Source organism: Flavihumibacter petaseus NBRC 106054, assembly GCF_000974785.1.
GTDB classification, from domain to species: Bacteria; Bacteroidota; Bacteroidia; order Chitinophagales; family Chitinophagaceae; genus Flavihumibacter; species Flavihumibacter petaseus.
The window spans coordinates 1,220,826-1,246,780 of sequence record NZ_BBWV01000001.1 but is presented as its reverse complement, the minus strand read 5'-3'; the positions used below and the strand labels follow the sequence as shown (position 1 = coordinate 1,246,780).

The following is a 25,955-nucleotide window of genomic DNA, read 5'->3' as shown; positions in this document are numbered from 1 at the left end:
AAGTTACTTAAAGCCTTTCATCCAGCACCAGGAGTGTTGGATCGATCCGGAAGGCTTTCGCAGGCTTCAGAACAGCTTTTTTATCGGAAGCCGTCACCACGATGCGTATGCGTTTAACCGTTATATCGGGGAAGCAGAGAATACGCTTGTGACCAATGGTGGTGCCGTTGACGGTTTTTGTTACGCCGTCGGCACCTTCCAGCTGCAGCTCGAAAGTGGCCACCTGCTGCCCCCTTGTAAGGTCTTCCTGTAAAACGACGCAGTTGACTGCTGTCGGTTTGGTTAGCTTGATACTGGTGGTAGCAGCATCATATTGCCCCAGCGGCCTGGAAAAGTTGTCTGTGAGCAACTGGCGGAATCCATTTAAAGCGATAGAGTCCTGCTCATGGATCAGGCCCCTGGTATCCGGCGGAACGTTCAGCAGGAAATTGGCTCCCCTGCCTACGGATTTCAGGTATAGCCGGAAGAGGTCGGCCGGCGACTTCACTTTAGTATCTTCTTCGGCATGATAGAACCATCCGGGCCGGATGCTCACATCACATTCTGCAGGGATCCAGTTGGCGCCGAAGCGGTTGCCGGCATTCAGGGTATCCTGGCTGGGTGCTCCTGCGCCGCGTGTATAGCCTGCAGTATCGAGGCGGTTCCAGTTGGTGGTACCGGCGATGCCATTCTCATTTCCCACCCAACGGATATCAGGACCGATATCGCTGAAGATCACCGTATGCGGGCTGATCTTGCGGATTGTCTTTTCAAACAGCCTGAAATCATACACCATTTTCTTTCCATTGGGCCCTTCGCCATTGGCGCCATCCCACCACAGTTCCCAGATGGGACCATACGCGGCAAAAATCTCCTTCATGGTGTTGATGTAGATGTCATTGTAGGCAGGTGTACCGTAGGCCGGGTGGTTGCGATCCCACGGGGAGATATATACGCCAAATTTCAATCCTCCGCGCCGGCAGGCATCTGACAACAATTTCAGCACATCGCCCTTCCCATCCCGCCAGGGACTCTGGGCCACCGTATGCTGGGAATATTTGCTGGGCCAGAGGCAAAAACCGTCATGGTGTTTTGCAGTGAGGATGATTCCCGTGGCTCCGGACTGTTTCGCTACCCGCACCCACTGGTCGCAATCCAGCGCTGTTGGCTGAAAGATCGCTTCCTTTTCGTCGCCGTGCCCCCATTCCTTTCCGGTAAAAGTATTCGGGCCAAAATGAATAAACCAATAAAACTCCTGGTCATGCCAGGCCAGCTGGTCTTTTGTGGGAACCGGGTTATGCCTTTGCTGGGCGTTGGTGATCACAGCTGAAAACAGGCAGAGCAAAACGAAAACGGAATATTTCATATGTTGTTGGTGGTTCGTGTTTGTTTAACAGCTTTTACCATTTCCCTTTTCCCGGGAGGTCCTTTCAGTTTTTCCACGGTAAAGCCCGCCGCTGTCATGGCGCGGCGTACATCTCCCTTACTGCAATAGGTAACCAGGATACCTTCTTCTTCAAGGCTGGCATAAAGTTTTGAAAAAATAGCGGTGGTCCACAGTTCCGGCTGGGCTGCCGGTGCGAAAGCATCGAAATAGATCAGGTTGAAAACCTGTTGCGGTGCAAAATTTTCAAGGGCCACCTGGTGTTTCACCAAAGTAAACCGGGGCGTGATGGCGACCGGTTTTTCCCAGGGGGACTGGTGCAGCTGAAGGAATAAAGTTTCCATGTCATTTCTTTCCAGCAACTGGCAATAATTCAGCGAACGGACCAGGTCGTCTTCGAGCGGGAATTTTTCGCAGGCTTCATAGCTGATCATTCTGTCAGGGGCGGCAATTGCTGTTAACAGTGCATTCAGTCCGGTGCCAAAACCCATTTCCAGGATGCTGATGGTACCTGTAGTTTGTTGTAGAACAGGATCCAGTCCGGCATGAATAAACACATGCATGGACTCCTGGATGGCGCCATGCCTGGAATGGTAACTCACCTGCAGGGAGGGAACAGCAACTGTTGGTGATCCGTCACCCGTCACCTGAAGGATTCTTTCCATAGGCCAAAGTTATCACTAACTTTCGGGTATGAGTTACTGGGAACATTTGTCAAAAGACAAAAAACTTGCTTCAATTTTAACCGGGGCACCGTTGAAGCTGAAGAAGAACAAAACCGTATACCTGGACCTCATCAGTTCAATTATGAGCCAGCAGTTGTCTACCAAGGTAGCAGCTGTTATCTGGAAGCGGTTTCAGGCCCTTTTTGATAGCGGATCGCCCACAGCGGAACAGGTGCTGGCCGCAGATCCGCTGGTGTTGCGTGGCATTGGCCTGTCCAATGCCAAAGTGAAGTATGTGCAGAACGTAGCCCGCTTTGCGATCGAACAGGGGATGGAATGGGACAAGCTGAAGAAGATGAGTGACCAGGAGGTGATTGAATACCTGACCCAGATCAAAGGGGTAGGCAGATGGACTTCAGAGATGATGCTGATGTTTACGCTCGGCCGTGAAGATGTATTTGCCGCAGATGATCTTGGCCTTCAGCAGTCGATGGCCAGGTTATATAAACTGGATGCAACGGATAAGAAGCTTTTCCGGGAAAAATTACTGAAGCTGTCCAGCCGCTGGAGTCCGTACCGCACTTATGCCTGCCTTCATCTATGGGCCTGGAAAGACAATTGATCCAGCAACTCCTGTAATCGTGGTTGTGAGAGCAGCCTTCTGTCCATCTGGTTGCGTACGCTGTCGCTGATATACCAGTTCATCGCATAAGGTCCTTTGCTCAGCGTGTCTGACCTGATTTCCGGGTCGTTGTACAGGTGGATGGGATGATATTGTACATTATAAAAACCTGCTGATGCGGCACGTTGGTTCAGGTCGCGCGCAAAGGTGATGAACCGCCGGTCATTAACGGTGGTCTGCATATCGAATGCACCGATCAGTGTCAGTAAAGGAGACAACAGATCGTTCACAAAAGGACCGATTGGTTTTTGGGGAACTGTTCCCTGGGGGCTGTTCGTGATCTGGATAATGCGGAGCGAAAGTTTCCTGCAGCGGGCGCGGAAGAGGGGGTCCCTGCTGGTCTGAATGCTTAGCATCATTGCACGGATCATTTCCTGTACGACGCCGGCCCCGCTATTGTCAAAATAGCCGCCATCTACAAAATAGTTGGCACGCAGCGTATCGCGCGAGACCGGGTTTTCGGGTGGTGGTGGCCGGTAGCTGTCGATCCTGCCGGCCGGACTAATGAAAGGAAATCTTGCCCCGAGAATGGCAGCGGTACTCAGCCGCATGGTCCTGTCATTCCGTAGCAGGCCGAGCACATCAATGCGGCGATTGTATAGTTCGGGTGTCAGCTTTATGGAAGACACAACTGCCGGACTTCCGTCTTTTACCCTGGTTGTATTGATCATCAGGATGGGCATGCCTGAGGTGATACCTGTTTGCGTAACACACTGATCGATCCAGGTGGAGTCGAAGCCGACATAGTAATAGCTTTTGTCGCGGGCCTTTTCAAATGCCTGTTCCAGCGCTTCGGCACGGTCTTCGTCAGGCATCAGCCAGTTCACTCCCGGAATGTAATTGAAGAAGTCAGGCCCGAGCATGCGCGCCAAAGTAAACGTGAGGAAGTCCTGGCGCAGGTAATTGCGGGCTGCGGCTTCAAATCCCCTGGTCGGCGCTTTGTTTTGCTGATGCAGGAGCATGGAATACCATGTGGCGAGTCCGACACCACCTCCGGAGGTACCGGAAAGTGCAAAGAGGTGATGGGAGAATCTTGTATTGTCTCCGGCATCGTTGGTTGCGGTACCTGAAATGGAGGCATCTTCCAGTTTTCCCAATACAGACGCCACCCAATAGGCCGACCTGGAGGCGCCACCATTGGCAAGCACGATATAGAGCGGGTATTGATCTGCCGAATCAATTTCGGGACGGGCAGCCACCCAACGATTAAAGTATTCTGTAATGTCCTGTCGCTGCCGAAACCGGTCGGGCGGCAATTGCCGGCTGGTCAGGTTATCCGTTCTTACCCGGTGATGGTCGGGCGTAGGGATGAATGCTGCGAAGGCAAAAATGAAGAAGTGGATACTGATGCCCCATTTGCAGGACAGCGCTGTCACGATATTGCCAAAGCCCAGGAGGACGGCGAATGCGAGTAATATAAATGGAAACGGGCCGATCAGCGTACTTGCCCTGAGCATGAAAATTCCTGCTGCATAAGCGATGAGACCCGTGAGGCAGATAATGTTGAAAGCGGCGAAATAGCCCTTTTCTTCCGGGGGCAGATGCAGGAATTGCATCAGCCGGTTTTCAAATCCTTTCCATCCCCGCCGATGGGTCACCTGGGTTGTTTTTTTTGACTGGTTGTGCAGGGCTTCCATGCGGTGGCGGCGCAGATTCAGGTAGAGCATAAAAGCCAGGAGCAGGAGCAGTACCAGGAGGATAAGGGCGGGCACTTTACTGAACCAGCCGAGGGCTGTATACAATAACAGCAATAAAGGCAATAGTGCCGCGAGCGTCCATAACAAGCGTCGCAGGAAGCGGCCTTCTTTCCCGTAGCTGCTTAATACGATCAGTTTTTTATCGGCCTGCCAAAGGAGCAAAGTACCAATGATCAGGAAAAGAAAGGGTTGCCGGTGCAGCCAGGTTGAGTCCGTTACCAGCGTGGTCAGTGTGAGCAGGATGACTACCAGGCAGCCGTAGCCGATCAGCCTGGGAAAGCGGTGCATGAAGCGGTTTTCCATGGCATCGGCGAATTCCCGCCTGCGAAATCCTTTGATGTACGAGATCATGCGGCTGGAGTACCAGCTGATATATACCCAGAAAATAATGGCGACGAGAAATATAGTCTTCGACAGCAGGAGGCTGCCGAAAGTGCCTGCAGTCTCCGTGAAGGAGATGAGCAGGTCTTTTCCCTGTGAGAGTTGCGTAAAACACAACAACGCCAGCACGATAAACAGGAGGGAAGGGAAAAAGATCCAGAAACAGCGCAGGAGATTAGCCAGAAACCGTATCAGCGGATATTTATACATATCATACTGTGGCCTGGTGAAGCACCTTCCACAGCAAATCCTTCAATTCCGGCAATCCCTGTTGTGTTACTGATGAAAAGAAAACATGTGGAATTTCGTGTGGCAGTTCATCGGCTATGGCTGCCCTTAGTTCCTCGTCAAGCATATCCGCTTTGCTGATGCCGATCACAAAATCCTTCTGCAGCATATCCTCATTGTATTCTTTCAGCTCATTCAGCAGGATATCAAACTCTTCGCGATGGTGTTTACTGTCCGCGGGGATCACAAACAACAAAATGGAGTTCCGTTCGATATGCCGCAGGAACCGGTGCCCCAGGCCCCTGCCTTCAGCAGCGCCTTCAATAATACCGGGGAGGTCGGCAACGCAGAAAGAGGTACTGTTCCGGTAAGAGACCATTCCCAGCTGGGGATTCAGCGTGGTAAATGCGTAATCGGCAATTTTAGGTTTGGCTGCTGTGATCACACTGAGCAGGGTTGATTTGCCGGCATTGGGAAATCCGACAAGACCAACGTCAGCCAGTACTTTAAGTTCAAGGATAACAAATCCTTCTTCGCCGGGTTCGCCCGGTTGGGCGTGTTCGGGAGCCTGGTTGGTGGGGGTGGCGAAACGGGCATTGCCTAATCCGCCTCGGCCACCCCGCATCAGGATGATTTCCTGTCCGTCTTCCAGGATCTCTGCCTGCTTTTCTCCAGTCGCTTCGTCAAAAGCGATGGTACCCAGGGGTACTTCGATATAGATATCTTTACCACTACGGCCACTGGAATTGTTCCCACTGCCACTCTCGCCATTCTCTGCCAGGATATTCTTGTGGTATCGTAAGTGAAGGAGTGTCCAGAGATTCTTGTTGCCCCTCATGATAATATGCGCACCGCGACCTCCGTCTCCACCGTCGGGACCAGCCATCGGGTTGAATTTGGTCCGCATGAAATGTTTACTGCCTGCCCCTCCGTGTCCGCTTTTGCAAAACACCTTGATCTGATCTACAAAGTTCGATTTCTCTGACAAATTATACAACTTAAGAATGCGAAGATAACCTATCCTTTTGCTGAATGCCAGCTTTCATAGGTTTTTTGCTGTGGCTGGCGGTCTTCGGGCAGTGATTCCAGCGGCGTACAGGCCTCCCAGTTGGCCCGCATTTCTGCAGGCAGCGCCTGGTATAAGGCAGTTCCTTGGGTTTTCCAGGCGATCATCTCATCACTGACCTCCCTGATGAACCTTGCGGGATTTCCTGCCCAAAGGTTTCGCGGCGGAATTTTTTCTCCTTCCTTCACAAAGGAAAGCGCACCAACGATGCTTTCCTCCCCCAGCTCAACATGATCCATCAGTACGGCATTCATGCCTACCAGGCAATTGCGGCCGATCCGGGCGCCATGAATGATGGCTCCGTGGCCAATATGAGCGCCTTCGGCCAGGTGAACGACAATGCCGGGGAACATATGGATCGTGCAGTTTTCCTGCACATTGCAACCGTCCTCCAGTATGATTCCGCCCCAGTCACCTCTTAATGCGGCCCCGGGACCGATATAGCAATCCTTTCCGATGATCACATTGCCGGTTACTGCTGCCTGGGGGTGAACAAATGCAGTGGGATGTACAACGGGGATGAAGTGGTGGAAGCGGTAGAACATGAAACTGTTTAGAAGTTTATGAGTTTAGTTGTTTAGGAGTGGTTTGCCTGTGCGGAAGCAGGTTCCTTTGAAATGCGCCACCAGTTCCTGGCGTTGGTTGGTGATGGTGATGAGGTACACCCCGGTGCTTCGGCCATTGTGAAGTTCACGTGCTTCCGCGAACAACTGATCGCCGGTAAGCACCTGCTTTGTGAAGCTGATACTGGTGTCGAGCGCTACAGACAGGTTATTCCTGTTGTTGCAGGCAAAAGCAAATGCACTGTCTGCGAGCGAGAAGGCTATTCCCCCGTGGGCTATGCCAAAGCCGTTCACCATTTCCTGTCTTACTTCCATGGTGATCCTGCTGTACCCTTCCCGTACTTCCAGTACTGTTATACCGAGCCATCTGCTGAATGCATCCAGCTCCATCATGTATTGCACCACCTGTTCAGGAGTAGTATCCATATGTTTGAGCTATTGAATTAGATTATCTGCCTTTGAACTTTGCCGGCCTTTTTTTCAGGAAAGCGTCCACACCTTCCCTGAAATCTTCTGTGACTGCTGCCCTTTGTTGCAGTTTGTCTTCATTGATGAGTTGCTCCTGCAGGGTGTGGGTAAAGGACCATTGAAGTGCCTTCTTGGTATACGCCAGTGCGAGTGTAGGCAGTTCTGCCAGTTCATCGGCAATCTTCCTCACGGTGTCCGGAAACTGTTCATCATCGATTGACTTATAGATCATGCCCATCCGATCAGCATCGGTGGCAGAAATCTTTTCCCCCAGCATCATAATTCCGGCTGCCTTTTGCTGCCCGACCAGCCTCGGCAGGTAGAAGGTGCCGCCACTGTCGGGAATGAGCCCGATCCGGGAAAATGCCTGGATGAAGGAAGCTGATTTTGCGGCGACAACGATATCACAGCCCAGCGCGATATTGGCTCCTGCACCGGCTGCGACGCCATTCACTGCCGCAAGGACAGGTTTCTTCAGGTCGCGAATAGCCAGTACAATCGGGTTAAAATGTTCGGAAAGAATCCGCGCCATTCCCGGTCCCGACGGATCGGTCACTTCGGCAAGGTCCTGCCCGGCGGAAAAACCTTTTCCCGCCCCGGTAATCACCACACAACGAATACTGTTGTCTGCACAGCGGTTCAGTGCCTCCTGCATGGCCAGCGCCATTTCACGGTTAAAAGCATTGAGTTTTTCAGGCCGGTTCAGTGTGATCCATCCTGTCTGGTTTTCAATGTGAAAAATGATTGACGACATGTTACTGGCTAATGGCATTTAAAATAATCAAAGGGTTCTCCGCAATCAAGGCAACGGTACAATGCCTTGCAGGCAGTTGATCCGAATTCACTGATGCGGCTGGTATTCCATGACCGGCAATGCGGGCATTCCACTGCCTCCTCCTGCTGAAAAAAATCGGGGGTACAGACCTGTTGCACCGGGTTCGGTGGTGCAATGCCATAGGCAAGAAGTTTTTCTTTTCCCGCTTCAGACATCCAGGCGGTAGTCCATGCCGGTGACAATACGGTTTTCACGGTCACTTCCCTGAAGCCGGCTTCCAGCATCGCCAGCCTGACCAGGAATGCGATCCGGTCCATGGCCGGGCAACCACTGTAGGTTGGTGTAATGGTTACCGTTACTGATTCGCCTGTCACTTCTACGGCACGAACAATGCCAAGATCGGTGATGGACAAAACAGGCACTTCCGGATCCATGATGGTTTCCAGGATTTTCCATATCGTCGCTTCGTTTACCATTCATTTCCCGGATAGGCGCGTTGAAGAAATTGCATTTCGGCGAGCAGGTAACCAAGGTGCTCAGTGTGTTGCCCTAGTTTACCCGTTTGCAACAGAAACTGGCCTTCAGGGATGTTCAATCCGGCTCTTTGGAGTACAGGAAGCACCTTATCGGACCATGGTTGCCTGATTGTTTCAGGTGCTACGGTTATTCCCTGCGCGGCCAGTTCAGTTTCATAGGGTGTATTGAGGAAGAGTTCTCCGGTATACCGCCAAAGGAGCTCCATGGCCCTTGTCATGCGCGCGTGGCTTTCGGTGGTGCCGTCACCCAGCCGGATGACCCATTCTCCGCTCCAGCGCAGGTGATAGGTAATTTCTTTCAGTGACTTTACGGCAATTGCTGCCAGGTCAGGATCGGATGATCCGGCCAGTTTATCAAAAAGGCAGTGCTGGTAGGCAGCCAGCAGGAATTGTTTCAGGATGGTCTGGCCCCAGTCGCCATCCGGCAATTCCACAAGCAACAGGTTCAGGTAGTCGCGGGCGTCCCGGAAATAGGCAAGGTCGTCTTCACCAATGGTGGAGGCGACGGGTGTACAAAATTCAGTGCCGGTGACGGAGGGCAATTGCGCTGTCGGGACGGTATTGCAGATCCGGGCAGCATACTGGTAAAAGAATCTGGCTTGACCGATCTGATCGAGTGCAATGTTGGAAAGTGCGATATCCTGTTCCAGGATCGGGCCATGACCGGTCCATTCACTGTTACGGTGACCGGCAATCAAAGCGGTATCGGCGAGGTGCAGGGAATAGGAAAGCAACGCAGCATTCATAGGTTACATATGTTTGAGCGCATCCGGAAGGTCGTAGAAGGTCGGATGCCGGTAAACTTTATCGGTAGCAGGATCATAGAGGCTTTCTGCTTCTTCGGGATTGGAAGCATGGATATGCCTGCTTTCCACCACCCAGATGCTGACTCCTTCCATCCGTCGTGTATACACGTCACGTGCATTTTCTATAGCCATTGCTGCATCAGCTGCATGCAGGCTGCCCACATGTTTGTGGTCCAGCCCCTGGCGGCTTCTGATAAAGATTTCCCAAAGCGGCCATTCCCTGGCGGAAGTTTCAGGCTGCGACATCTGCGGTATTTTTTTTCCGGATTGAATCATTTTGTTTTGCAGCGAAGGCAATCGCAGCATCACGAACCCATTGGCCTTCCTCATGCGCTTTTACACGGGCTTCCAGCCTTTCGCGGTTGCAGGGACCGTTGCCGTTGACAACATCCCAGAATTCCTGCCAGTTGATGGGTCCGAAATCATAATGCTCTGTGGTGGCGTTCCATTGGAGGTCCTTGTCCGGCAGGGTCATGCCCAGCAACTTTACCTGTTCCGCACACACATCCACAAATTTCTGGCGGAGTTCGTCATTGCTGAATCTTTTGATCTTCCACGCCATGCTCTGCGCACTATGCGGCGACTGGTCGTCGGAAGGTCCGAACATCATCACACTGGGCCACCACCACCGGTTGATGGCATCCTGGCACATATGCCGCTGCGGCGACGATCCCCTGCTCAGGGTGAGCAGAATCTCAAATCCCTGGCGCTGATGGAAGCTTTCTTCCTTGCAGATGCGCACCATGGCCCTGGCATAGGGCCCGTATGACGCCCTGCAAAGCGGCACCTGGTTCATAATTGCGGCGCCGTCTACCAGCCATCCGATAGCGCCGATATCTGCCCAGGTCAAAGTAGGATAATTAAAGATGGAAGAATATTTCGCCTTACCGCTGTGCAGCTGGGCAAGCATTTCATCCCGGCTGATATTGAGGGTCTCTGCCGCGCTGTAGAGGTACAATCCATGCCCTGCTTCGTCCTGCACTTTGGCGATCAGGGTCGCTTTACGCCGGAGGGTAGGAGCACGCGTGATCCAGTTTCCTTCAGGCAGCATACCAACGATCTCACTGTGCGCATGCTGAGAGATCTGGCGGATCAGCGTCTGACGATATTTGTCCGGCATCCAGTCCTTCGGTTCGATACGGATCTCCCGGGCAACCTTATCATCGAATATTTCCTGGGGATCTGTATTGGCGTTTCCTGCTGTCATATTTCAAATGTACAAATTTGCGCCTTAAGCTAACAGGTGTTAGTAATTCGCGGTAGTTCAAAGCGACAAAAACGAACAATTATTGTACGCATTCGGACACTGGCGTTAGGCAAAGATTTGGCGGTCTGCTCATAATCAGCGTTTTATGTATTGGCATATCGGTTGGGGTTATTTCCGCATGATAAAGAACTACCTGAAAATCGCCATCCGGCAGCTGAAAAAGCAGAAAATGTATGCCGCCATCAAGATCGGTGGATTTGCATTAAGCATTGCCGCCTGCCTGCTCATTGCGTTGTTCATCCAGCATGAACTCAGCTATGATAAATCCAATCCGGACGGCGATCGGGTATTTCGCATGATCGGGATATTTAATGATGATACCAAACTCAATAAGGGTACTTCTTTCCCGGCGCCAATGGCGCGAACGTTAAAGGCGGATATGCCGGAAGTGGAACTCGCCGGCAGGTTAATGCCCAGCAAACTGTTTGATGGTGCAGGCAGCAACCAGATCAGGGAGGTCGGTACAAAAGAAAATTTTTATGAGGAAGGCTTCTGCTTTGCAGACCCCGAGATCATAGAGTTGCTGCATATCCCCATCATTAAAGGCGATCCCAAAAAAGCGTTGAGGGAACCGTTCTCTCTGCTCATCTCCCGTAAAAAAGCAGAGAAATTTTTTCCGGGCCAGAACCCTGTGGGCAAAATGCTTGTGCTGAATAACCGTGACAACAGGCCGATCAGGATCTCCGGTGTGATGGAAGATTTTCCGGGTAACAGTCATTTGCAGTACGATTACTTTATCAGTATGGTGGGTACCAGTTTCTGGGACGGCGAACAGGATACCTGGATGGCCAGCAACTATGATATCTATGTGCGGTTGGCAAAGGGAACCGATCCGAAGGCCTTTGCGAAAAAAGCTACCGGTATTGTGCTGACGCAATACATGATCCCGGAATTGAAGAAAGCCGGAGAGCCGATGGCGGATAATTTTCTGAAAAAGGCCTGGCTGGAAACACAACGGCTGCAGGACATACACCTGACCCATGATGTGGAGGATGCTTTGTCTCATGGTGATAACCGGTTTGTGTGGTTGTTCGGATCGGTGGCTGTTTTTATCCTGATGCTTGCCTGTATCAATTTCATCAACCTGTCTACTGCAAGATCGGCCAACCGTGCCCGTGAAGTGGGGCTCCGGAAGGCAGTCGGATCGTTGCGAAGCAGCCTGATCACACAGTTCCTGACAGAGTCAGTATTGTACAGTGTGCTGTCTTTTGTGCTCGCCGTAGTAATTGCCTGGTTGCTGATCCCTTATTTTAACCAGTTGTCTCAAAAATCACTTACTATTCCCTGGCTATCGCCCTGGTTCCTGCCTGTATTGGTGGGCGGAGCGCTGCTGACGGGTATTGCTGCGGGATTATACCCGTCTCTTTATTTATCCTCTTTCCGTCCGGTAAACGTATTAAAGGGGGATGTGGCGCGTGGCAGCAAAAGCTCCATGCTGCGCAATGTGCTGGTGGTATTTCAGTTCACCTGTTCCATTATCCTGATCATCGGTACGATCGTGATCTTCAGTCAAACGAATTTTTTACTGAACCGAAAGGTCGGATTTGACAAGGACAGGGTCGTGATGATCCAGGGTACGAATACACTGGGAAACCAGGTGAAGAGTTTTGAAACAGAGCTGATGAAACAATCCACCGTACAGTCGGTGACCGTCAGCGATTTTCTGCCGGTCGGCAATACGAAAAGAAATATGAACACTTTCTGGGAGGAGACCCAGCGGCAGACAGCTATCGGTACTCCTGTTCAGGTGTGGACGGTTGATCATAACTATCTCAATACCCTGGGGATGAAATTGATATCCGGCAGGAATTTCCAACCGGATATGCCGACTGATTCGCAGGCGGTTGTGGTAAATGCCGCCCTGGTGAAAAAGATGGGACTGAAGGATCCGTTGGACAAAGTGATTGTCAACTGGACCAAATACAGGATCATCGGTGTGGTGGAGGATTTTAATTTTGAAAATATGCGGGCTGGTATTGATCCGTTGTGTTTTGTACTGGGATCCAGTCCGACCATGATTGCTGTAAAAGTGAAAACGGCAGATATGTCTGCTGCCCTTGACCAGATCAAGACGGTCTGGGGCAGTTTTATGCCGAACCAGCAGATCAGGTACAGTTTCCTTGATGAGAATTTTGAACAGATGTATGCTGATGTGAAGCGCATGCAAAGGATCTTCGGGAGCTTTTCACTGCTGGCAATCGTGATCGCCTGTCTTGGCCTCTTCGCCTTGTCGGCATTCATGGCTGAGCAGCGGAACAAGGAGATCAGTATCCGCAAGGTACTGGGTGCATCTGTTGCGCAGATCAACGGACTGTTGTCAAGGGACTTTTTGATCCTGGTGGGAATAGCTATCGTCGTTGCCTCACCGATCGCGTGGTTCGGGATGCAAAAATGGCTGCAGGATTATGTTTACCGGATTTCGCTGACCTGGTGGATGTTCGGACTTGCAGCACTGATCGTATTGCTGATTGCACTGGCAACGATAAGTTTTCAATCCATTAAAGCTGCGTTAAGTAATCCGATCAGGGGATTGCGGTCTGAATAGGAAGATCGTCTACCGGTGATCGAAATCAACCACTACGTCCTTGCTGCGGGGATGTGCCTGGCAGGTTAGAATAAAGCCTGCTTCGGTTTCCGCTTCATCAAGGGCGTAGTTCTGGTTCATGGATACTTCCCCGGAAATCAGCCTGGCGCGGCATGTAGCGCATACACCACCCTTGCAGGCGTAGGGGAGGTCTGCCCCGGCAGCCAGTGCAGCATCGAGAATGCTCGGGCCATACCAGGCAAGGGGAAACTGAAGTGTGGAACCATCCATTCTGACCTGAATGGTCGCGTCTTCACCGTTAGCCGGTGCAGGTTGTGCAAGCTGGCTTACAGGCATGGGCTGTTGTCCCGGTGTATGAAACAGTTCAAAATGGATCTTTTGCAGGGGGATCTGCTGATTCAGCAGGAAATCACGCACACCAAAAATCATGGCTTCAGGTCCACAGATGAAAAAATGATCAATGGTCTGATAGTCTACCCAGTGTTTGCCCAACACCGCACATTTTTCTGAGTCTATATGTCCCTGCTGCAATGGAATATCCATTTGTTCGCGGCTGAGAATATGGAAGATGCGGAACCGTTCCATAAATCTGTTCTTGAGTGCTTCCAGCTGTTCCCGAAAAATGATCGAGGTCCGGTCGCGGTTGCCATAGACCAGGGAAAAGTTACTGCGGGGTTCTGTTGCCAGAATTGTTTTAGCAAGTGAAATAATGGGGGTTATACCGCTGCCTGCTGCGAACGCCAGGTATGAGCGGGACTTCACCGCGTCAAGATCGGTATTGAATTTACCAGTGGGTGGGAGTGCGCTGATCATGTCGCCTACCCTGAGGTGTGCATTGGCAAATGAAGAGAATTTTCCGCCATCAACCGCCTTGACAGCGATTCTCAGTTCTTTTTCAAGTGGCGAGCTGCATACCGAATAGGAGCGCCTTAATTCTTCACCACCAACTGCATGCAACAGCGTAATGTTTTGTCCAGCCCGGTAGGTAAAAACTTCTTTCAGGTCTTCGGGTATTGCTAAGGCGATACTGACACACTGATCTGTTTCTTTGCGGATATCGGAGATCCGGAGCTTGTGGAAATGAATGGACATATCACGCTTTTAGGCCATCGATCATAATCAGTACCATATTTTCTTCCAGTTGGCGGGCGCTGATCTTTTCTTTACTGCGGTGCCAGCTTTCGATACCATTAACGGCATGAAGCATGATGAGCACAACGGTGGGTGCGTCTACCGGCTTGACCTCTGCATTCTCGATACCCTTTTCAATAATACCGGCAAGTCTTTTACGGTAGGTTCTGCGCTGGTTGTGGTAATTGGACAAATATGGGTCGGAAAGATGTTTCCAGTCGCGGTCGGCTACGATCACCATTTCATATTGTTCCAACATCATCCTGATGTGGAACCGGAGTATGGCTTCCACTTTCTGAATGCTGCCCAGGTCACTGTTTTCCACTTCTTCACAATGCTGATTGAAGGCATTGGCTACCTTGAAGCAGATTTCCTGCAACAACTCTTCCTTTGACTGAATATGGTTGTACAGGCTGGCAGCTTCTACTCCCACTGCCTCCGCCAGGTCACGCATGGATGCGGCTTTGAAGCCTTTTTCCCGGAAAAGCCGGGTCGCAGCTTCAACGATAACCTCCTTTTTGGTGGCATTGTGTTTATTCTTGATCTTGGCCATACCCCTCAAATATACAAACGAACGGCAGTTAGTTGGCCCGGCACTAAAAAAGCCTATTTTCGCGCCTTAAATCAGCTTATGTCATTGATTGTTGTGGGAACTATGGCTTTTGATGCGATAGAAACGCCTTTTGGAGAAAGTGGCCGGATCGTTGGTGGATCAGCAACTTATCTCGCCTGGAGTGCCTCCAACTTCGTGAAGCCGGTGAACCAGATCTCCGTAATCGGTGAAGATTTTCCTGAATCCGAATTGTCGGCACTGGCAGGACGGGGTGTACACCTGGAAGGCGTTCAACGGAAAATGGGACAGAAGTCCTTTTTCTGGGCCGGCCGGTATCACATGGACATGAATACCCGCGACACCCTGGATACCCAGTTGAATGTGCTCGCTGATTTTAACCCCGTTGTACCGGACAGCTACCAGGGCTCGGAATTCCTGATGCTGGGAAACCTGATGCCCAGCCTCCAGCTGAGCGTGATCCGGCAACTGAAGCAACGTCCCCGCCTGATCGTGATGGATACCATGAATTTCTGGATGGATATTGCCATGGATGATCTCCTGGTGACGCTCCGGGAAGTGGATGTGCTGATGGTCAATGACAGTGAAGCAAGGCAGCTCAGCGGGGAGTTTTCGCTGGTAAAAGCCGCCAAAGCGATCCGGAAAATGGGCCCCCGTTTCCTCGTGATTAAAAAAGGTGAGCACGGTGCGCTGCTTTTCCATGAAGACCAGGTGTTTTTTGCGCCGGCCCTTCCGCTTGAAGATGTATTTGATCCCACGGGTGCCGGTGATACTTTTGCCGGCGGGTTTATCGGCCATCTTGCTGCGACCCGCGACATATCTTTTGACAATATGAAGTCTGCCATTATCAAAGGATCGGCTTTGGCTTCGTTCTGTGTAGAGAAGTTTGGTACCAGCCGGATGAAAGAAATTTCTGCTGCGGATATCGACCAGCGCATCCAGCAATTTGTTGACCTTGTCAATTTTGAGATTACCCTGGCAGGTTGATTACCAGCTAATCCCTACTGCTTTTCTACTCCGGATAACCGTTTTGTCGGCATGAAAGGCTTCCAGTATTATTAAATAAGGACCAGGACGTAACGGCAATTGCCGGTCGTCTCTGCCATTCCAGTGATAAATGCCGGACATGCCGCAGAGATCATTCCTGGCCAGTGTTTTGACCATCCGGCCATTCCAGTCGTAAATCCGGATGGTGAAGATCATGTTGTTCCGGTCAAAAGTATAGCGCAATTGACAGTCGGGAGGCATAACGGTCACTTCAAAATGTTGCTTTCCTGCTGCAACAGCCGACTGGGCATTACCATAACCCGGTGTACCGAAGCCAGTGGCGGACACTCCCGATGCCCATGAATCCGCTTCTCGCGGATCACCATCAAAACGGATCTTTTCCAGGGCAATGCCGTCGGGATTGCTGATGAGCGGGTGATGCCATCCGGCGTTATAGGGTACTTCGTCAATGATTGAACTGTCGGCCCTTAACAGCACTGCATGACCTCCCCCGTTTGGCCAGGAGGGTAAGGAGGGTACCGGGCAGATATTTCCCGGGAACCGGATCCCATACACCCGGGAAAGCCAGCGGGCATCGGGGGAAATGACGATGTAATCGCCCGGGAAGAGGCAGCGGTGCGATGTACTGAATGTGCGCACGCCAGTTATTTCCCCGGGACTGTTACGGCCAGAAAGATAAAGTGCGCTCAGGTCTGCTGGCCTGTTGCCATTGTTAAACAGTTCAATATAATCAGTGCCACCCGCGGGCGGGTCAAATAGAATTTCATTGATGATGATTTGCTCCGGGCGGAATGCAGGCTTTCCCAATTTGGCTTGCTGGATACCGGAGGGATCTTGTGACAGGCAGGTCGAAAAGCCTGCCGTGGAAATGGTATACAGCTGGTTGCTGTCCGGCGCCCGTTGCAGGGTGATCCTGACCAGGTTGCTGAACGGGCCTTCCACAGATACGGTTTGCCAGAACAGTGCGGGCGCTGTCGAAATGCGTCCTGTGGTGACGATGCCATCATCAAAGGTCAGCACGATGCAGGAATCGCCTTCAAAAAAGGCGTACTGCAAGCCGCTGGCAGCAAGGGAGCTTATCACATCCCCGGTTGTAAATACGCCCGGCGAACCGCCTGCAGCGGCCTGGCTTGTCTGCCAGGGTGCATAAGGGCTACATGCCATTCTCCAGTCGGCAAGTTCAACACTTCTTCCACCTGAACCCGCACCATCATAACGGGATGGGTCATACGCAATCGCCTGAACATATTTCCCGTCAGGCGACTTTAACCAGATGGTATCCCCATCATTACGGATGGCGGGAAACGGGGAAAGACCGGCTGTTTTCCCATAAGGGGTAAACAGGGGGGCGGCTGACTGTTTACAACAGATCAGTACGCCGCCGGCAGGTAGTATGATGCTGTCTGGTAAAATAGCGGCGACCCTGCTGTTTCCGATCTTCCAGCCACCCAGCGTGACCGCGGTATCGCTAACATTTGTTAGCTCAATGAATTCTTCAGCAGGTAAACCGATCGCTGGTTCCGGATCGGGAAGCAATTCGGTGATAACCAGCTGAAATGCTTGTCCGTACAACGTTTGGGAGCACAGAAGCATCCCTCCGCACAATATCCTTTTCCACATGGCTGAAAAATACAAAGGCCACTTTGCAGTGTCAAGCTGAAATATTTTTTTGGGTGAAAAAACCCGGTGCTGTATTTTCGCGATCCATGACAATGATGAAACATACTACGAAGATTAAGAAACAGTTCCCACAACAGGAAGGTGTGTAATCGTTTGTATATGTTCAAAAAATAAACAGCCTTCCCAGATGGGAAGGTTTTTTTTTAATCAAAAGTGAACAACAAAACATGAAAGTTGCAGTCGTTGGTGCCACCGGACTTGTAGGCACTAAAATGTTGCAGGTACTCGAGGAAAGGAATTTTCCCGTGACCGAACTGGTTCCCGTAGCCTCTGAAAGATCAGTAGGGAAAGAAGTGATCTTTAAGGGAAAGCCATACAAGGTGGTGAGCATGACGGATGCAATTGCAGCAAAACCTGCAGTCGCTTTATTTTCTGCAGGTGGCAGCACATCGCTTGAATGGGCACCGCAGTTTGCTGCAGCAGGGATTACCGTTATCGATAATTCTTCCGCATGGAGAATGGATCCTGCCAAACCGCTGGTAGTTCCCGAAATCAATGCTGATATTCTGACCGCAGGTGACAAAGTGATTGCCAATCCCAATTGCTCCACGATCCAGATGGTGGTGGCTTTGAACCCGCTTCACAAAAAATATGGCATTAAGCGGATCGTTGTTTCTACCTATCAGAGTGTTACGGGTACAGGCGTGAAGGCAGTGACACAGTTGATGAATGAAAGAGAAGGGAAGGAAGGTGAAATGGCTTATAAGTACCCGATCGACATGAATGCGATCCCTCAGATTGATGTGTTCCTCGACAATGGTTATACCAAGGAGGAGATGAAGATGGTGAATGAGACCAGGAAGATCATGCGTGATGATACTATCCGGGTAACGAGCACAACCGTCCGCATTCCTGTAATGGGTGGTCACAGTGAGAGCGTAAACGTGGAATTCGAGCACGATTATGACCTGGACGAAGTAAAAAAATTGCTGGCTGCGTCACCGGGTGTGGTGGTGGTGGATGATCCTGCAAATGCTCAGTATCCGATGCCGAAAGATGCGCATGAGAAGGATGAAGTGTTTGTGGGCCGTCTTCGCCGGGATGAATCACAACCGAATACACTCAATTGCTGGATCGTGAGCGACAATCTCCGGAAAGGTGCCGCTACCAATGCGGTGCAGATAGCGGAATACCTGATGGAGAAGCATTTGCTGAATGGTGTGAAGTGATTGAAGAAGGTTTGGAGTTTGGGGGTTTGAGGTTTGAAGTTGGGTTTGGGGTTTGACGTTAACCGTCGTGCCAACTTCAAACCTCAGTTGATCCGCCTTCTGATTACAGTTGGCATTAGCCACAATGCTCCTAAGAATGAATTTTTGTGCGCTGAGTTAAATTGGCTGTCCGGTAAAATATGAACCATCATCATAGCAGGTTGAATGTGTCGTAAACTAAATCTGCTATAAGGGGCTTCGGCCCTTTTTTACACCATTGCCGGATTGGTGTGTTCGATTTGTAGTTTGAAGCTGACCCTGATGCCAACCTAAAACCCAACCTCAAACCTCAAACCCCCAAACCTCAAACTTTTCCTATTCCATATTCCTTCTCAGGAAATCAAGCAGGGGCTGCAGTGCTGCGAAGTTCGCTGCAATAGTTTTCGCAGCCTTTGGTGATTGCAGCAGTTCATCCGTTAAGGGTTGCATGGCGATATAGCTCCTGTACATCAGGTAGGGTGCAGCTTCGCTTTCTTTGTCGAAGCCCTGTGGCACCCTGGTAAGCCTGACATCGGCGGACTGGTCGAGTGTTCCAAAGGTGGATTTGAATGATTTTGCCTCTATCAGTTTCCGGAATTCTTCCGGGTGATAATCAATTTCCTGCCGCACTTTACGGAGATCAGCGGGCGCCGGCTGATACAGTCCGCCACCGGCAAAACTTTTGCCCGGCTCCAGGTGCAGGTAGTATCCCGGTGTCATGGCCTTGCGGCCATCAGCATTGATGCTGGCGCCGAAATTGGTCTTGTAAGGTGACTTGTCTTTGGCAAACCGGATATCCCGGTTGATCCTGAAAAGGCATTCCCTGGCAGTAAGACCGGCAATTGACGGGTCGGCCTTGCCGTGCAGGGCGATCACTTCGTTCACCAGTGCTTCCATATTCTTTTTGGCTGCTTCATATTTTTTTCGGTTGGTATCAAACCAGGTCTTGTCATTGTTCTTCTTTAACGCGCGCAAAAAACTGAGCGTTTCAGCTGTGATCATGTGAACGGTTTAAATCGTGAAAAGGATTACAAAGGTAGGGGGACAAAAAAAGAACCGTTGGGGTGCCACGGTTCTTTAATGTTTTTGGTTTTTGGCTATTTGACCTTTGCCCAGTTCTCTCCACTCTTGATGCGATACATCGTCATCTCACTCACGCCATACTTTTCCGCCAGTTGCCGGATAGTCAGGGTCCGCTTCTTACTGTTCAAAGTTTTCTTGATGTTTTTCACCTGCGTGGCATTCAACTTCAAACCCTTGGCGCGGTTGGCCTGCACCTTTTTGTACGCAACTTTTGCCGGACTCTCCTGCTGGTGCTGGATCATTTCTTCCAGTGTGGCCCATTTGAGGTTTTTGACAGAATTGTCTGTCTTGTTGTGATTCAGATGAATCACATAACGATGCTTGGGAGATGGCTTCTTCAAAAACAGCCTTGCGATTTCGCGGTGAATATACAAGGTACCATTGTTACCCGGACGATGCAGGTTCAGTGTTTTATAGCCGGTAGTGAGCGATCCGTTCAACAACTTTCCATCCTCATTGACTGATTCGCCATAGCTGGCTACACGCCCCATTGATGACAATGCATATTGCTTGCGAAGATGTTTCCATCCCGGAAACTGCAAAGGCTTCCATGTTTCGCCTGTTAATGATTTGATCATCGTACCCTTTTTTCTAAAGTTACGAAAAGATATGCACTAAAACTATTATGCGACTAGGCATTCCCGATCAATTTCAAAAATTCTTCCTCCGAAATAATATGGATCAGGGGGATCTTTTTGGCCTTCTCCAATTTCGATCCGGCGTCGTCTCCAACCACCAGATAATTCAGCTTGCTGCTCACGCTGCCGAGTAGCTTCCCGCCCTTCGCTTCCACCATTTCTTCTGCATCCGAGCGCTTTAATCGGTTAAGCGTTCCCGTGAAGAGGAAGGTCAGACCAGACAGCGCGCCGTCGGTCAGCTGGCCCCGTTTTTCGCTACGGAGATTTAACCCTATGGCTTCCAGGCGATTCAGTAATTCCAGGTTGTCGGCATTGTGAAAGAACTGGTAAATACTGGTAGCTACTTTGATGCCGATATCTTCAAATTGTTGCAACTCTTCCACGCTGTATCCGGCCAGGTCAGTCAGGTGGTCCACCTGCTGGGCAAGCGTTTTTGCAGTCGTTTCCCCCACAAACCGGATCCCCAGGCCAAAGAGCAACCGGTGTAAGGGCTGTTTCTTGGAAGCTTCGATAGCGGCCTCGAGGTTGGTGATGGATTTCTGACCGAAACCCTCCAGCGCCCGGATCTTGTCAAAAGGCAGCTGGTAGATGGACGGAACATCGGTGAGAAAGCCCAGTTCGTAAAACTTCCGCACATTGGCTTCGCCGAAACTTTTGATATCCATCGCGTCTTTCGACACGAAGTGAATGATCCGCTCTACCACCTGCGCGGGGCAATCAATATTGATACAGCGCCACACTGCCTCGCCGGGTTCTTTAAAGAGCTTTGAGGAACATTGCGGACATATATCGGGAAAGGTGATCGGCTGTTCCTGACCGTTACGGGCTTCTGCGAGTGACTTAACAATATAGGGGATCACATCTCCGGCCCTTTCCACCAGCACGGAGTCGCCGATCATCAGGTCCTTCTCCCTGATCACATCTTCATTGAACAGGCTGATGGAGCCCACCGTTACCCCGCCGATCGGAACCGGGTCGATTTTCGCTACCGGCGTTATGGCACCGGTACGGCCCACCTGGAATTCAACTGCCCGCAGCTTACTCGTTGCCTGGCGCGCCTTGAATTTGAAAGCAATGGCCCACCTCGGGTGATGGGTTGTCATGCCCAGCTTGTCCTGAATTTCCAGGTCATTCACTTTGATCACCATGCCATCTATCTCGTAGGGCAGGTCATCGCGCCCGGCTTCGAATGCTGCACAGTAGGCAACGACGCCATCGATTCCCCTGATCAGGCGCTTTTCCTTCTCCGGGCTCCTGAAGCCGAGGTCCCACAGCATTTTCAATGTTCCGGCATGGGTGTCGAGTGCCTTATTCGGTTGTCCATTATCGGTATGATAACTCACATTATAGAGGAAGGCTTCCAGGTTGCGGCGTTTTACTTCAGCGGGATCCTTAATCCGCAAAGAGCCTGAGGCGGCATTGCGCGGATTGGCCAGGGGTGGCAGGTTCTGTTCGGCGAGTTTTGCGTTGAACGCCTTGAAATTCTTTTTGGTCATCAGTACTTCACCCCTGATTTCAATCTGCTGCACGCCGTAATCCGAGAACCGTGCTGACAGAGGCACGGAACGGATTTGCCGGATATTGGTGGTAATGTCATCCCCCTGCACGCCATCTCCCCGGGTAGCACCCCTCAACAGCAGGTCATCTTCATAGATCAGCGAAATACTCGCTCCGTCGAATTTCGGTTCCACACAATATTCCACTTCCTTTTCACCCGATCCTTCACGCACCCGTCGGTCCCAGTCGATCAGGTCTTCAGCATTATAGGAATTATCCAGCGACAACATCGGAACCAGGTGACTGACGGTAGGAAAGGAAGGGTTCAGTCCATTGGCGACCCTTTGGGTAGGGGAGTCGGGGCGGATAAGATCCGGATGGGCCTTTTCAATAGCTTCCAGCGATTTGAACAGCCGGTCATATTCCTCGTCAGCCAGCAGCGGCTCGTCCAGCACATAGTACCGGTATTCATGAAAGCGGAGCACGTCGCGGAGCAGCGTGACGTCGGCCACATCGGGGTGGCCGGTTTTCTTTAGCAGGGTACTGGTGGCGTTCTGCCATTCGCGGGTAGTTTCAGGTGTATACATGCCAGGAATTTCTGCTGTAAAGCTAATGGCCCCGCAGATTAACCCCTGTAAAATTTGGACTCACCATCCAAATTGTGTAATTTAAACACATTAACGATTGTGAGTGATTGCTACCGGTATTGAACAAACGATACTGAATTCCGGTAATTTTGTTCCGCAATAACCAGCCGCATTGCCATATGAAGCAGATTTCGCGTTTCAGTCATTTCGGAGAATTAAGTGATAAAGACTATTTCAGGATTGCGCTTTCAGTCGACTGCGTGATATTCGGATTTGAAGACGGTGAGTTGAAAGTGCTGGTCATCAATTGTAACATCAAGGAATACAGGGGAAAGTTGTCGTTGCTCGGTGACCTGGTAAGGCCGGACGAGGATCTGGATTCGGCTTCCTACCGCATCCTGCGGGAGCGAACCGGCCTCGGGGATGTTTACCTGGAACAGGTGCAGACATTCGGGGCGGTGGACCGGCATCCGGCGGGCAGGGTAATCACGACAACTTATTTTTCACTGGTCAATGTGCGGGATGTGCAGTTAACCCTTGCGGAGAACGACCTGCACTGGCATCCGGTGAATGATATTCACGATATGGCTTTTGACCACCTGACCATCCTGCACGCTTGTCATGAGCGATTGCGCGAAAAAGTGGATGATCATCCGGTTGTATTCAATCTTCTCCCGAAAAAATTCTCCCTCCGTGAACTTCAGTGTGTGTATGAGGCAATCCTCAATACCAGGCTGGACCGCCGGAATTTCAGAAAGAAATTTTTTATGATGGACTGGCTGGTAGATCTCGACGAGCTGGAGCAGGACGTACCCCACCGTCCGGGTAAGCTCTACCGTTTCAATGCTGCCAAATTCACCCGCAAGCCCAAAGCGCTCGCCCGCTAGGCTGAATCAGCCCGCCAGCGTAACATGCTGCTGGTGCCGGATGACAAAAGGGACAACTGCTTCGAGATCCAGGGAGGCCCGGCTAAGCGCGTCTTCAATATCGGTGCGGTCCACCTGGGCGGCGAAGGAGGGAGTTTTCAGTTTTTTCAGTACGGATTTGATTTCCAGCCCCTGGTACCGGTCCGGGCGGATCAGTGCAGCGGCATGAACAAATCCTGAAAGTTCATCGAACACGTAGATCATGAGTTCCATTTTGCTGTGCGGCTCGACACCGAAATACCGGGGGCCATGGCTGGCGATGGTGCGGATGATCGTCGGATCGATCCGCCTGGTTTCCAATTCTTCGATGATGATCCGGCAGTGTGCTTCGGGATATTTTTCCCAGTCCGCGTCATGCAGTACACCGGCCACCCACCATTTATGGGCTTCTTTTTCAGGTAGTTCTTCTTTTTCGAGGGCCCAGGCTTTCATCACTGCGCCTACCTGCAGCATGTGGAGCCGGAGGCGTTCATTGGGAACCCATTCTTCCAGTAAGGCCAGTGTTTCCTCGCGGGTCAATACATTGCCAACATCCTGGGGGCGGCCAAAATCCTGCCGGTTGAGATTCAAATTTGCCATCGATGAAAATTACTTGTAAATATTTTTATTGATAATCAACAGATTGCAAAGCCAGCTGTGAAAAATGCCTTCCAATTCCTTGGTTGGTATAGGTGGGCTTAGCTACCTTTGCGCTCCGATTTATTTTTTCATTTCCGACCACCGGGTTGGCGGCGGCGGACTAAATTAAACTAAATGAGCAAATTACATTTCACCACCAAACATGCGAACGAGGCTACCGTGCAACGTAATTGGTACGTTGTTGATGGTACCAATCAAACCGTAGGTCGCATGTGCGCCAGAATCGCGGCCATTTTGCGTGGGAAGAACAAAGCGTATTACACTCCCCACGTTGATTGTGGTGATTTCATCATCGTGATCAATGCCGAAAAGGTTCAGTTCACAGGGAACAAACTGGAGCAGAAGGTTTATGAGAATTTCAGCGGATACCCCGGTGGCCGTAAGGAAGAAGTAGCTAAAGACCTGCTGAAGCGTCGTCCGGAAGTGGTGATCGAGCGTGCAGTTAAAGGCATGTTGCCGAAGAACAGGCTGGGCCGCAAGATGTACAAGAAGCTTTTCGTGTACAATGATGCGACACATCCCCATGCAGCGCAACAACCCAAAGAACTGAAATTCTAAATTTTAAAGAACTAATTCCAAATAAATGGAAAAGCAAAAAAATGGATTAGGTCGTCGTAAGGAAGCGGTTACCCGCGTGTTCCTCAGCAAAGGTGATGGCAAGATCACCATTAACGACAAGGACTACAAAGTGTATTTCCCGCTTGTTTATCTGCAGAACCAGGTGGAAGCTCCCCTGAAGGCGATTGATGCTACCGATAAGTTCGACATTGTTATCAATGCTACCGGTGGTGGTGTAAAAGGACAGGCAGAAGCAGCCAAACTCGGCATCGCCCGTGCGTTGCTGGAAGTGAACGCTGAGTTCCGCCCCGTATTGAAGGCTGCAGGATTCCTGACCCGTGATCCCCGCGGAGTTGAAAGGAAAAAGCCCGGACGCAAAAAAGCCCGTCGCAGCTTCCAATTCAGCAAACGTTAACAATTTTAGTAAAGGGTTTGAGGTTTGGGGTTTGGGGTTTGAAGTTGATTCAAGCGCCATACAACAAGCTTCAGACCTCAAACCTCAACTTATAACAATAATAGATGGAAACAAATACTTCTCTACAGCAACAATTGCTTGAAGCAGGCGTACACTTCGGTCACCTGAAGAAGAAGTGGAACCCCAAGATGTTGCCCTATATCTTCGCTGAGAAGAAAGGCATTCACATCATTGATCTGAATAAAACCACTGAAAGTCTGCAGGAAGCTTCCGCTGCCCTGAAGCAGATTGCCCGCAGTGGTAAGAAGATCATGTTCGTGGGTACCAAGAAGCAGGCAAAAGAAATTGCCACCCAATGCGCACAGCGTGTAAACATGCCCTATGTTACTGAGCGCTGGCTGGGTGGTATGCTCACCAACTTCAACACCGTTCGCAAGAGCGTGAAGAAGATGCAGAGCATCGAGAAAATGCTGAACGATGGTACTTTCGAAAACATTACCAAGAAAGAGCGTCTGACGCTGAGCCGCGACAAGGAAAAAATGGAAAAAGTTCTGGGTGGTATCGCTCAGCTTGGCCGTATCCCTGCCGCACTGTTCATCGTTGACATCGGTCACGAGCATATCGCACTGTCTGAAGCAAAACGCCTCGGCATTACTACTTTCGGTATGGTGGATACCAACTGCGATCCCAACAAGGTTGACTTCCCCATTCCTGCCAACGACGACGCTACCAAGAGCATCGCCATCATCGTGGAATACATCACAGCTGCTATCGCTGAAGGTCTTGCTGAAAGACAAGCTGCGAAAGACGAAGATGTTGAAGAGTCCAACGATGACAACGAAAAGCGCGCTGCCCGTATGGAAGCTGAAGCACAGGCTGAAGGTGGCCGTGGTGGCCGTGGCGGTGGTGCACCCCGCAATGCTGGTCCCGGCGGACAGGCAAAGCGTCGGGTTCCGAGCAGCCCCAAGCGCACCGGCGCACGCTAATCGTCAG

The 25,955-nt window shown here is 51.0% G+C and carries 26 protein-coding genes; 8 read left to right on the top strand and 18 right to left on the bottom strand.

Going from position 1 to position 25,955, the window contains the following annotated elements:
• Positions 1-7: 7 nt before the first annotated feature.
• Positions 8-1,345, bottom strand: a complete 1,338-nt coding sequence (locus FPE01S_RS05260) for an alpha-L-fucosidase (RefSeq protein ID WP_046367779.1) — start codon at positions 1,343-1,345, stop codon at positions 8-10.
• A complete protein-coding gene (gene mnmC2 / locus FPE01S_RS05255; protein ID WP_046367778.1) occupies positions 1,342-2,028 on the bottom strand; it encodes a tRNA (5-methylaminomethyl-2-thiouridine)(34)-methyltransferase MnmC2 in 687 nt (228 codons plus the stop codon). The genes FPE01S_RS05260 and mnmC2 overlap by 4 nt, the downstream gene beginning before the upstream one ends.
• Before the next feature lie 28 nt (positions 2,029-2,056).
• Here mnmC2 and FPE01S_RS05250 point away from each other — a divergent pair, with 28 nt between their 5' ends.
• A complete protein-coding gene (locus FPE01S_RS05250; protein WP_046367777.1) occupies positions 2,057-2,650 on the top strand; it encodes a DNA-3-methyladenine glycosylase family protein in 594 nt (197 codons plus the stop codon).
• Here the strand turns inward: FPE01S_RS05250 and FPE01S_RS05245 are convergent.
• Genes FPE01S_RS05245 through paaA form a run of 9 tightly spaced genes read right to left on the bottom strand, consistent with a single transcriptional unit; the run spans position 2,623 to position 10,437 of the window.
• Positions 2,623-4,998, bottom strand: a complete 2,376-nt coding sequence (locus tag FPE01S_RS05245; RefSeq protein WP_046367776.1) for a hypothetical protein — start codon at positions 4,996-4,998, stop codon at positions 2,623-2,625. The two genes, FPE01S_RS05250 and FPE01S_RS05245, sit on opposite strands and share 28 nt — an antisense overlap.
• Position 4,999: 1 nt before the next feature.
• On the bottom strand, positions 5,000-6,004 hold the full coding sequence (gene obgE, locus FPE01S_RS05240; protein WP_046367775.1) for a GTPase ObgE: 1,005 nt from the start codon (positions 6,002-6,004) through the stop codon (positions 5,000-5,002).
• A gap of 29 nt (positions 6,005-6,033) precedes the next feature.
• Positions 6,034-6,627: an acyltransferase gene (locus FPE01S_RS05235; protein WP_046367774.1), complete on the bottom strand. Its 594-nt coding sequence runs from the start codon at positions 6,625-6,627 to the stop codon at positions 6,034-6,036.
• Between the two features lie 24 nt (positions 6,628-6,651).
• Positions 6,652-7,071, bottom strand: a complete 420-nt coding sequence (gene paaI / locus FPE01S_RS05230) for a hydroxyphenylacetyl-CoA thioesterase PaaI (RefSeq protein ID WP_046367773.1) — start codon at positions 7,069-7,071, stop codon at positions 6,652-6,654.
• A 22-nt stretch (positions 7,072-7,093) separates the two neighbouring features.
• Complete coding sequence (locus FPE01S_RS05225; RefSeq protein WP_046367772.1) at positions 7,094-7,867, bottom strand: enoyl-CoA hydratase-related protein; 774 nt, start codon at positions 7,865-7,867, stop codon at positions 7,094-7,096.
• 8 nt (positions 7,868-7,875) lie between these two features.
• Positions 7,876-8,364: a 1,2-phenylacetyl-CoA epoxidase subunit PaaD gene (gene paaD, locus FPE01S_RS05220; RefSeq protein WP_046367771.1), complete on the bottom strand. Its 489-nt coding sequence runs from the start codon at positions 8,362-8,364 to the stop codon at positions 7,876-7,878.
• Entirely contained in the window at positions 8,358-9,170 is an 813-nt protein-coding gene (paaC, locus tag FPE01S_RS05215) for a 1,2-phenylacetyl-CoA epoxidase subunit PaaC (protein ID WP_046367770.1), read from the bottom strand. The genes paaD and paaC overlap by 7 nt, the downstream gene beginning before the upstream one ends.
• A 3-nt stretch (positions 9,171-9,173) precedes the next feature.
• Positions 9,174-9,476, bottom strand: coding sequence for a 1,2-phenylacetyl-CoA epoxidase subunit PaaB (gene paaB / locus FPE01S_RS05210; protein ID WP_046367769.1), 303 nt, complete (start codon positions 9,474-9,476; stop codon positions 9,174-9,176).
• Complete coding sequence (paaA, locus tag FPE01S_RS05205; protein ID WP_046367768.1) at positions 9,463-10,437, bottom strand: 1,2-phenylacetyl-CoA epoxidase subunit PaaA; 975 nt, start codon at positions 10,435-10,437, stop codon at positions 9,463-9,465. Before paaA ends, paaB begins: the two co-directional genes overlap by 14 nt.
• Before the next feature lie 145 nt (positions 10,438-10,582).
• Here paaA and FPE01S_RS05200 point away from each other — a divergent pair, with 145 nt between their 5' ends.
• The gene (locus FPE01S_RS05200; protein ID WP_217998169.1) at positions 10,583-13,042 is read left to right on the top strand and encodes an ABC transporter permease; all 2,460 of its coding nucleotides are present in this window, start codon (positions 10,583-10,585) and stop codon (positions 13,040-13,042) included.
• Positions 13,043-13,051: 9 nt separating this feature from the next.
• Here FPE01S_RS05200 and paaE read toward each other — a convergent pair whose 3' ends face one another.
• Complete coding sequence (gene paaE, locus FPE01S_RS05195) at positions 13,052-14,134, bottom strand: 1,2-phenylacetyl-CoA epoxidase subunit PaaE (RefSeq protein WP_046367767.1); 1,083 nt, start codon at positions 14,132-14,134, stop codon at positions 13,052-13,054.
• Between the two features lies 1 nt (position 14,135).
• Complete coding sequence (locus FPE01S_RS05190; protein WP_046367766.1) at positions 14,136-14,726, bottom strand: TetR/AcrR family transcriptional regulator; 591 nt, start codon at positions 14,724-14,726, stop codon at positions 14,136-14,138.
• Between the two features lie 78 nt (positions 14,727-14,804).
• Between FPE01S_RS05190 and FPE01S_RS05185 the strand changes: the two genes are divergently transcribed.
• Entirely contained in the window at positions 14,805-15,731 is a 927-nt protein-coding gene (locus FPE01S_RS05185; RefSeq protein ID WP_046367765.1) for a PfkB family carbohydrate kinase, read from the top strand.
• Here FPE01S_RS05185 and FPE01S_RS05180 read toward each other — a convergent pair whose 3' ends face one another.
• Positions 15,732-17,324 carry a lamin tail domain-containing protein gene (locus FPE01S_RS05180; RefSeq protein ID WP_169749129.1) on the bottom strand — a complete coding sequence of 531 codons (1,593 nt, stop codon included), beginning with the start codon at positions 17,322-17,324 and terminating at the stop codon, positions 15,732-15,734. It abuts the gene before it with no gap.
• Positions 17,325-17,599: 275 nt separating this feature from the next.
• Here FPE01S_RS05180 and FPE01S_RS05175 point away from each other — a divergent pair, with 275 nt between their 5' ends.
• Positions 17,600-18,601, top strand: a complete 1,002-nt coding sequence (locus tag FPE01S_RS05175) for an aspartate-semialdehyde dehydrogenase (RefSeq protein ID WP_046367763.1) — start codon at positions 17,600-17,602, stop codon at positions 18,599-18,601.
• 354 nt (positions 18,602-18,955) lie between these two features.
• Here FPE01S_RS05175 and FPE01S_RS05170 read toward each other — a convergent pair whose 3' ends face one another.
• The 3 genes from FPE01S_RS05170 to ligA form a co-directional block, all read right to left on the bottom strand.
• Positions 18,956-19,621: a DUF2461 domain-containing protein gene (locus tag FPE01S_RS05170; RefSeq protein ID WP_046367762.1), complete on the bottom strand. Its 666-nt coding sequence runs from the start codon at positions 19,619-19,621 to the stop codon at positions 18,956-18,958.
• Positions 19,622-19,716: 95 nt separating this feature from the next.
• Positions 19,717-20,280, bottom strand: coding sequence for an NUMOD4 domain-containing protein (locus FPE01S_RS05165; protein ID WP_046367761.1), 564 nt, complete (start codon positions 20,278-20,280; stop codon positions 19,717-19,719).
• A gap of 53 nt (positions 20,281-20,333) precedes the next feature.
• On the bottom strand, positions 20,334-22,424 hold the full coding sequence (gene ligA / locus FPE01S_RS05160) for an NAD-dependent DNA ligase LigA (protein WP_052955520.1): 2,091 nt from the start codon (positions 22,422-22,424) through the stop codon (positions 20,334-20,336).
• Between the two features lie 179 nt (positions 22,425-22,603).
• Between ligA and FPE01S_RS05155 the strand changes: the two genes are divergently transcribed.
• On the top strand, positions 22,604-23,311 hold the full coding sequence (locus FPE01S_RS05155) for an NUDIX hydrolase (protein ID WP_046367760.1): 708 nt from the start codon (positions 22,604-22,606) through the stop codon (positions 23,309-23,311).
• 6 nt (positions 23,312-23,317) lie between these two features.
• On the opposite strand, the gene FPE01S_RS05150 is transcribed toward FPE01S_RS05155, so the two are convergent.
• Positions 23,318-23,929, bottom strand: coding sequence for a hydrolase (locus FPE01S_RS05150; RefSeq protein WP_046367759.1), 612 nt, complete (start codon positions 23,927-23,929; stop codon positions 23,318-23,320).
• A gap of 174 nt (positions 23,930-24,103) precedes the next feature.
• Between FPE01S_RS05150 and rplM the strand changes: the two genes are divergently transcribed.
• The 3 genes from rplM to rpsB all read left to right on the top strand — a co-directional run bounded on the left by rplM (position 24,104) and on the right by rpsB (position 25,948).
• Positions 24,104-24,547: a 50S ribosomal protein L13 gene (gene rplM, locus FPE01S_RS05145; RefSeq protein WP_046367758.1), complete on the top strand. Its 444-nt coding sequence runs from the start codon at positions 24,104-24,106 to the stop codon at positions 24,545-24,547.
• Positions 24,548-24,572: 25 nt separating this feature from the next.
• Positions 24,573-24,962: a 30S ribosomal protein S9 gene (gene rpsI / locus FPE01S_RS05140; RefSeq protein ID WP_046367757.1), complete on the top strand. Its 390-nt coding sequence runs from the start codon at positions 24,573-24,575 to the stop codon at positions 24,960-24,962.
• Positions 24,963-25,066: 104 nt separating this feature from the next.
• Positions 25,067-25,948, top strand: coding sequence for a 30S ribosomal protein S2 (rpsB, locus tag FPE01S_RS05135; RefSeq protein WP_046367756.1), 882 nt, complete (start codon positions 25,067-25,069; stop codon positions 25,946-25,948).
• The last annotated feature ends 7 nt before the right edge of the window (positions 25,949-25,955 follow it).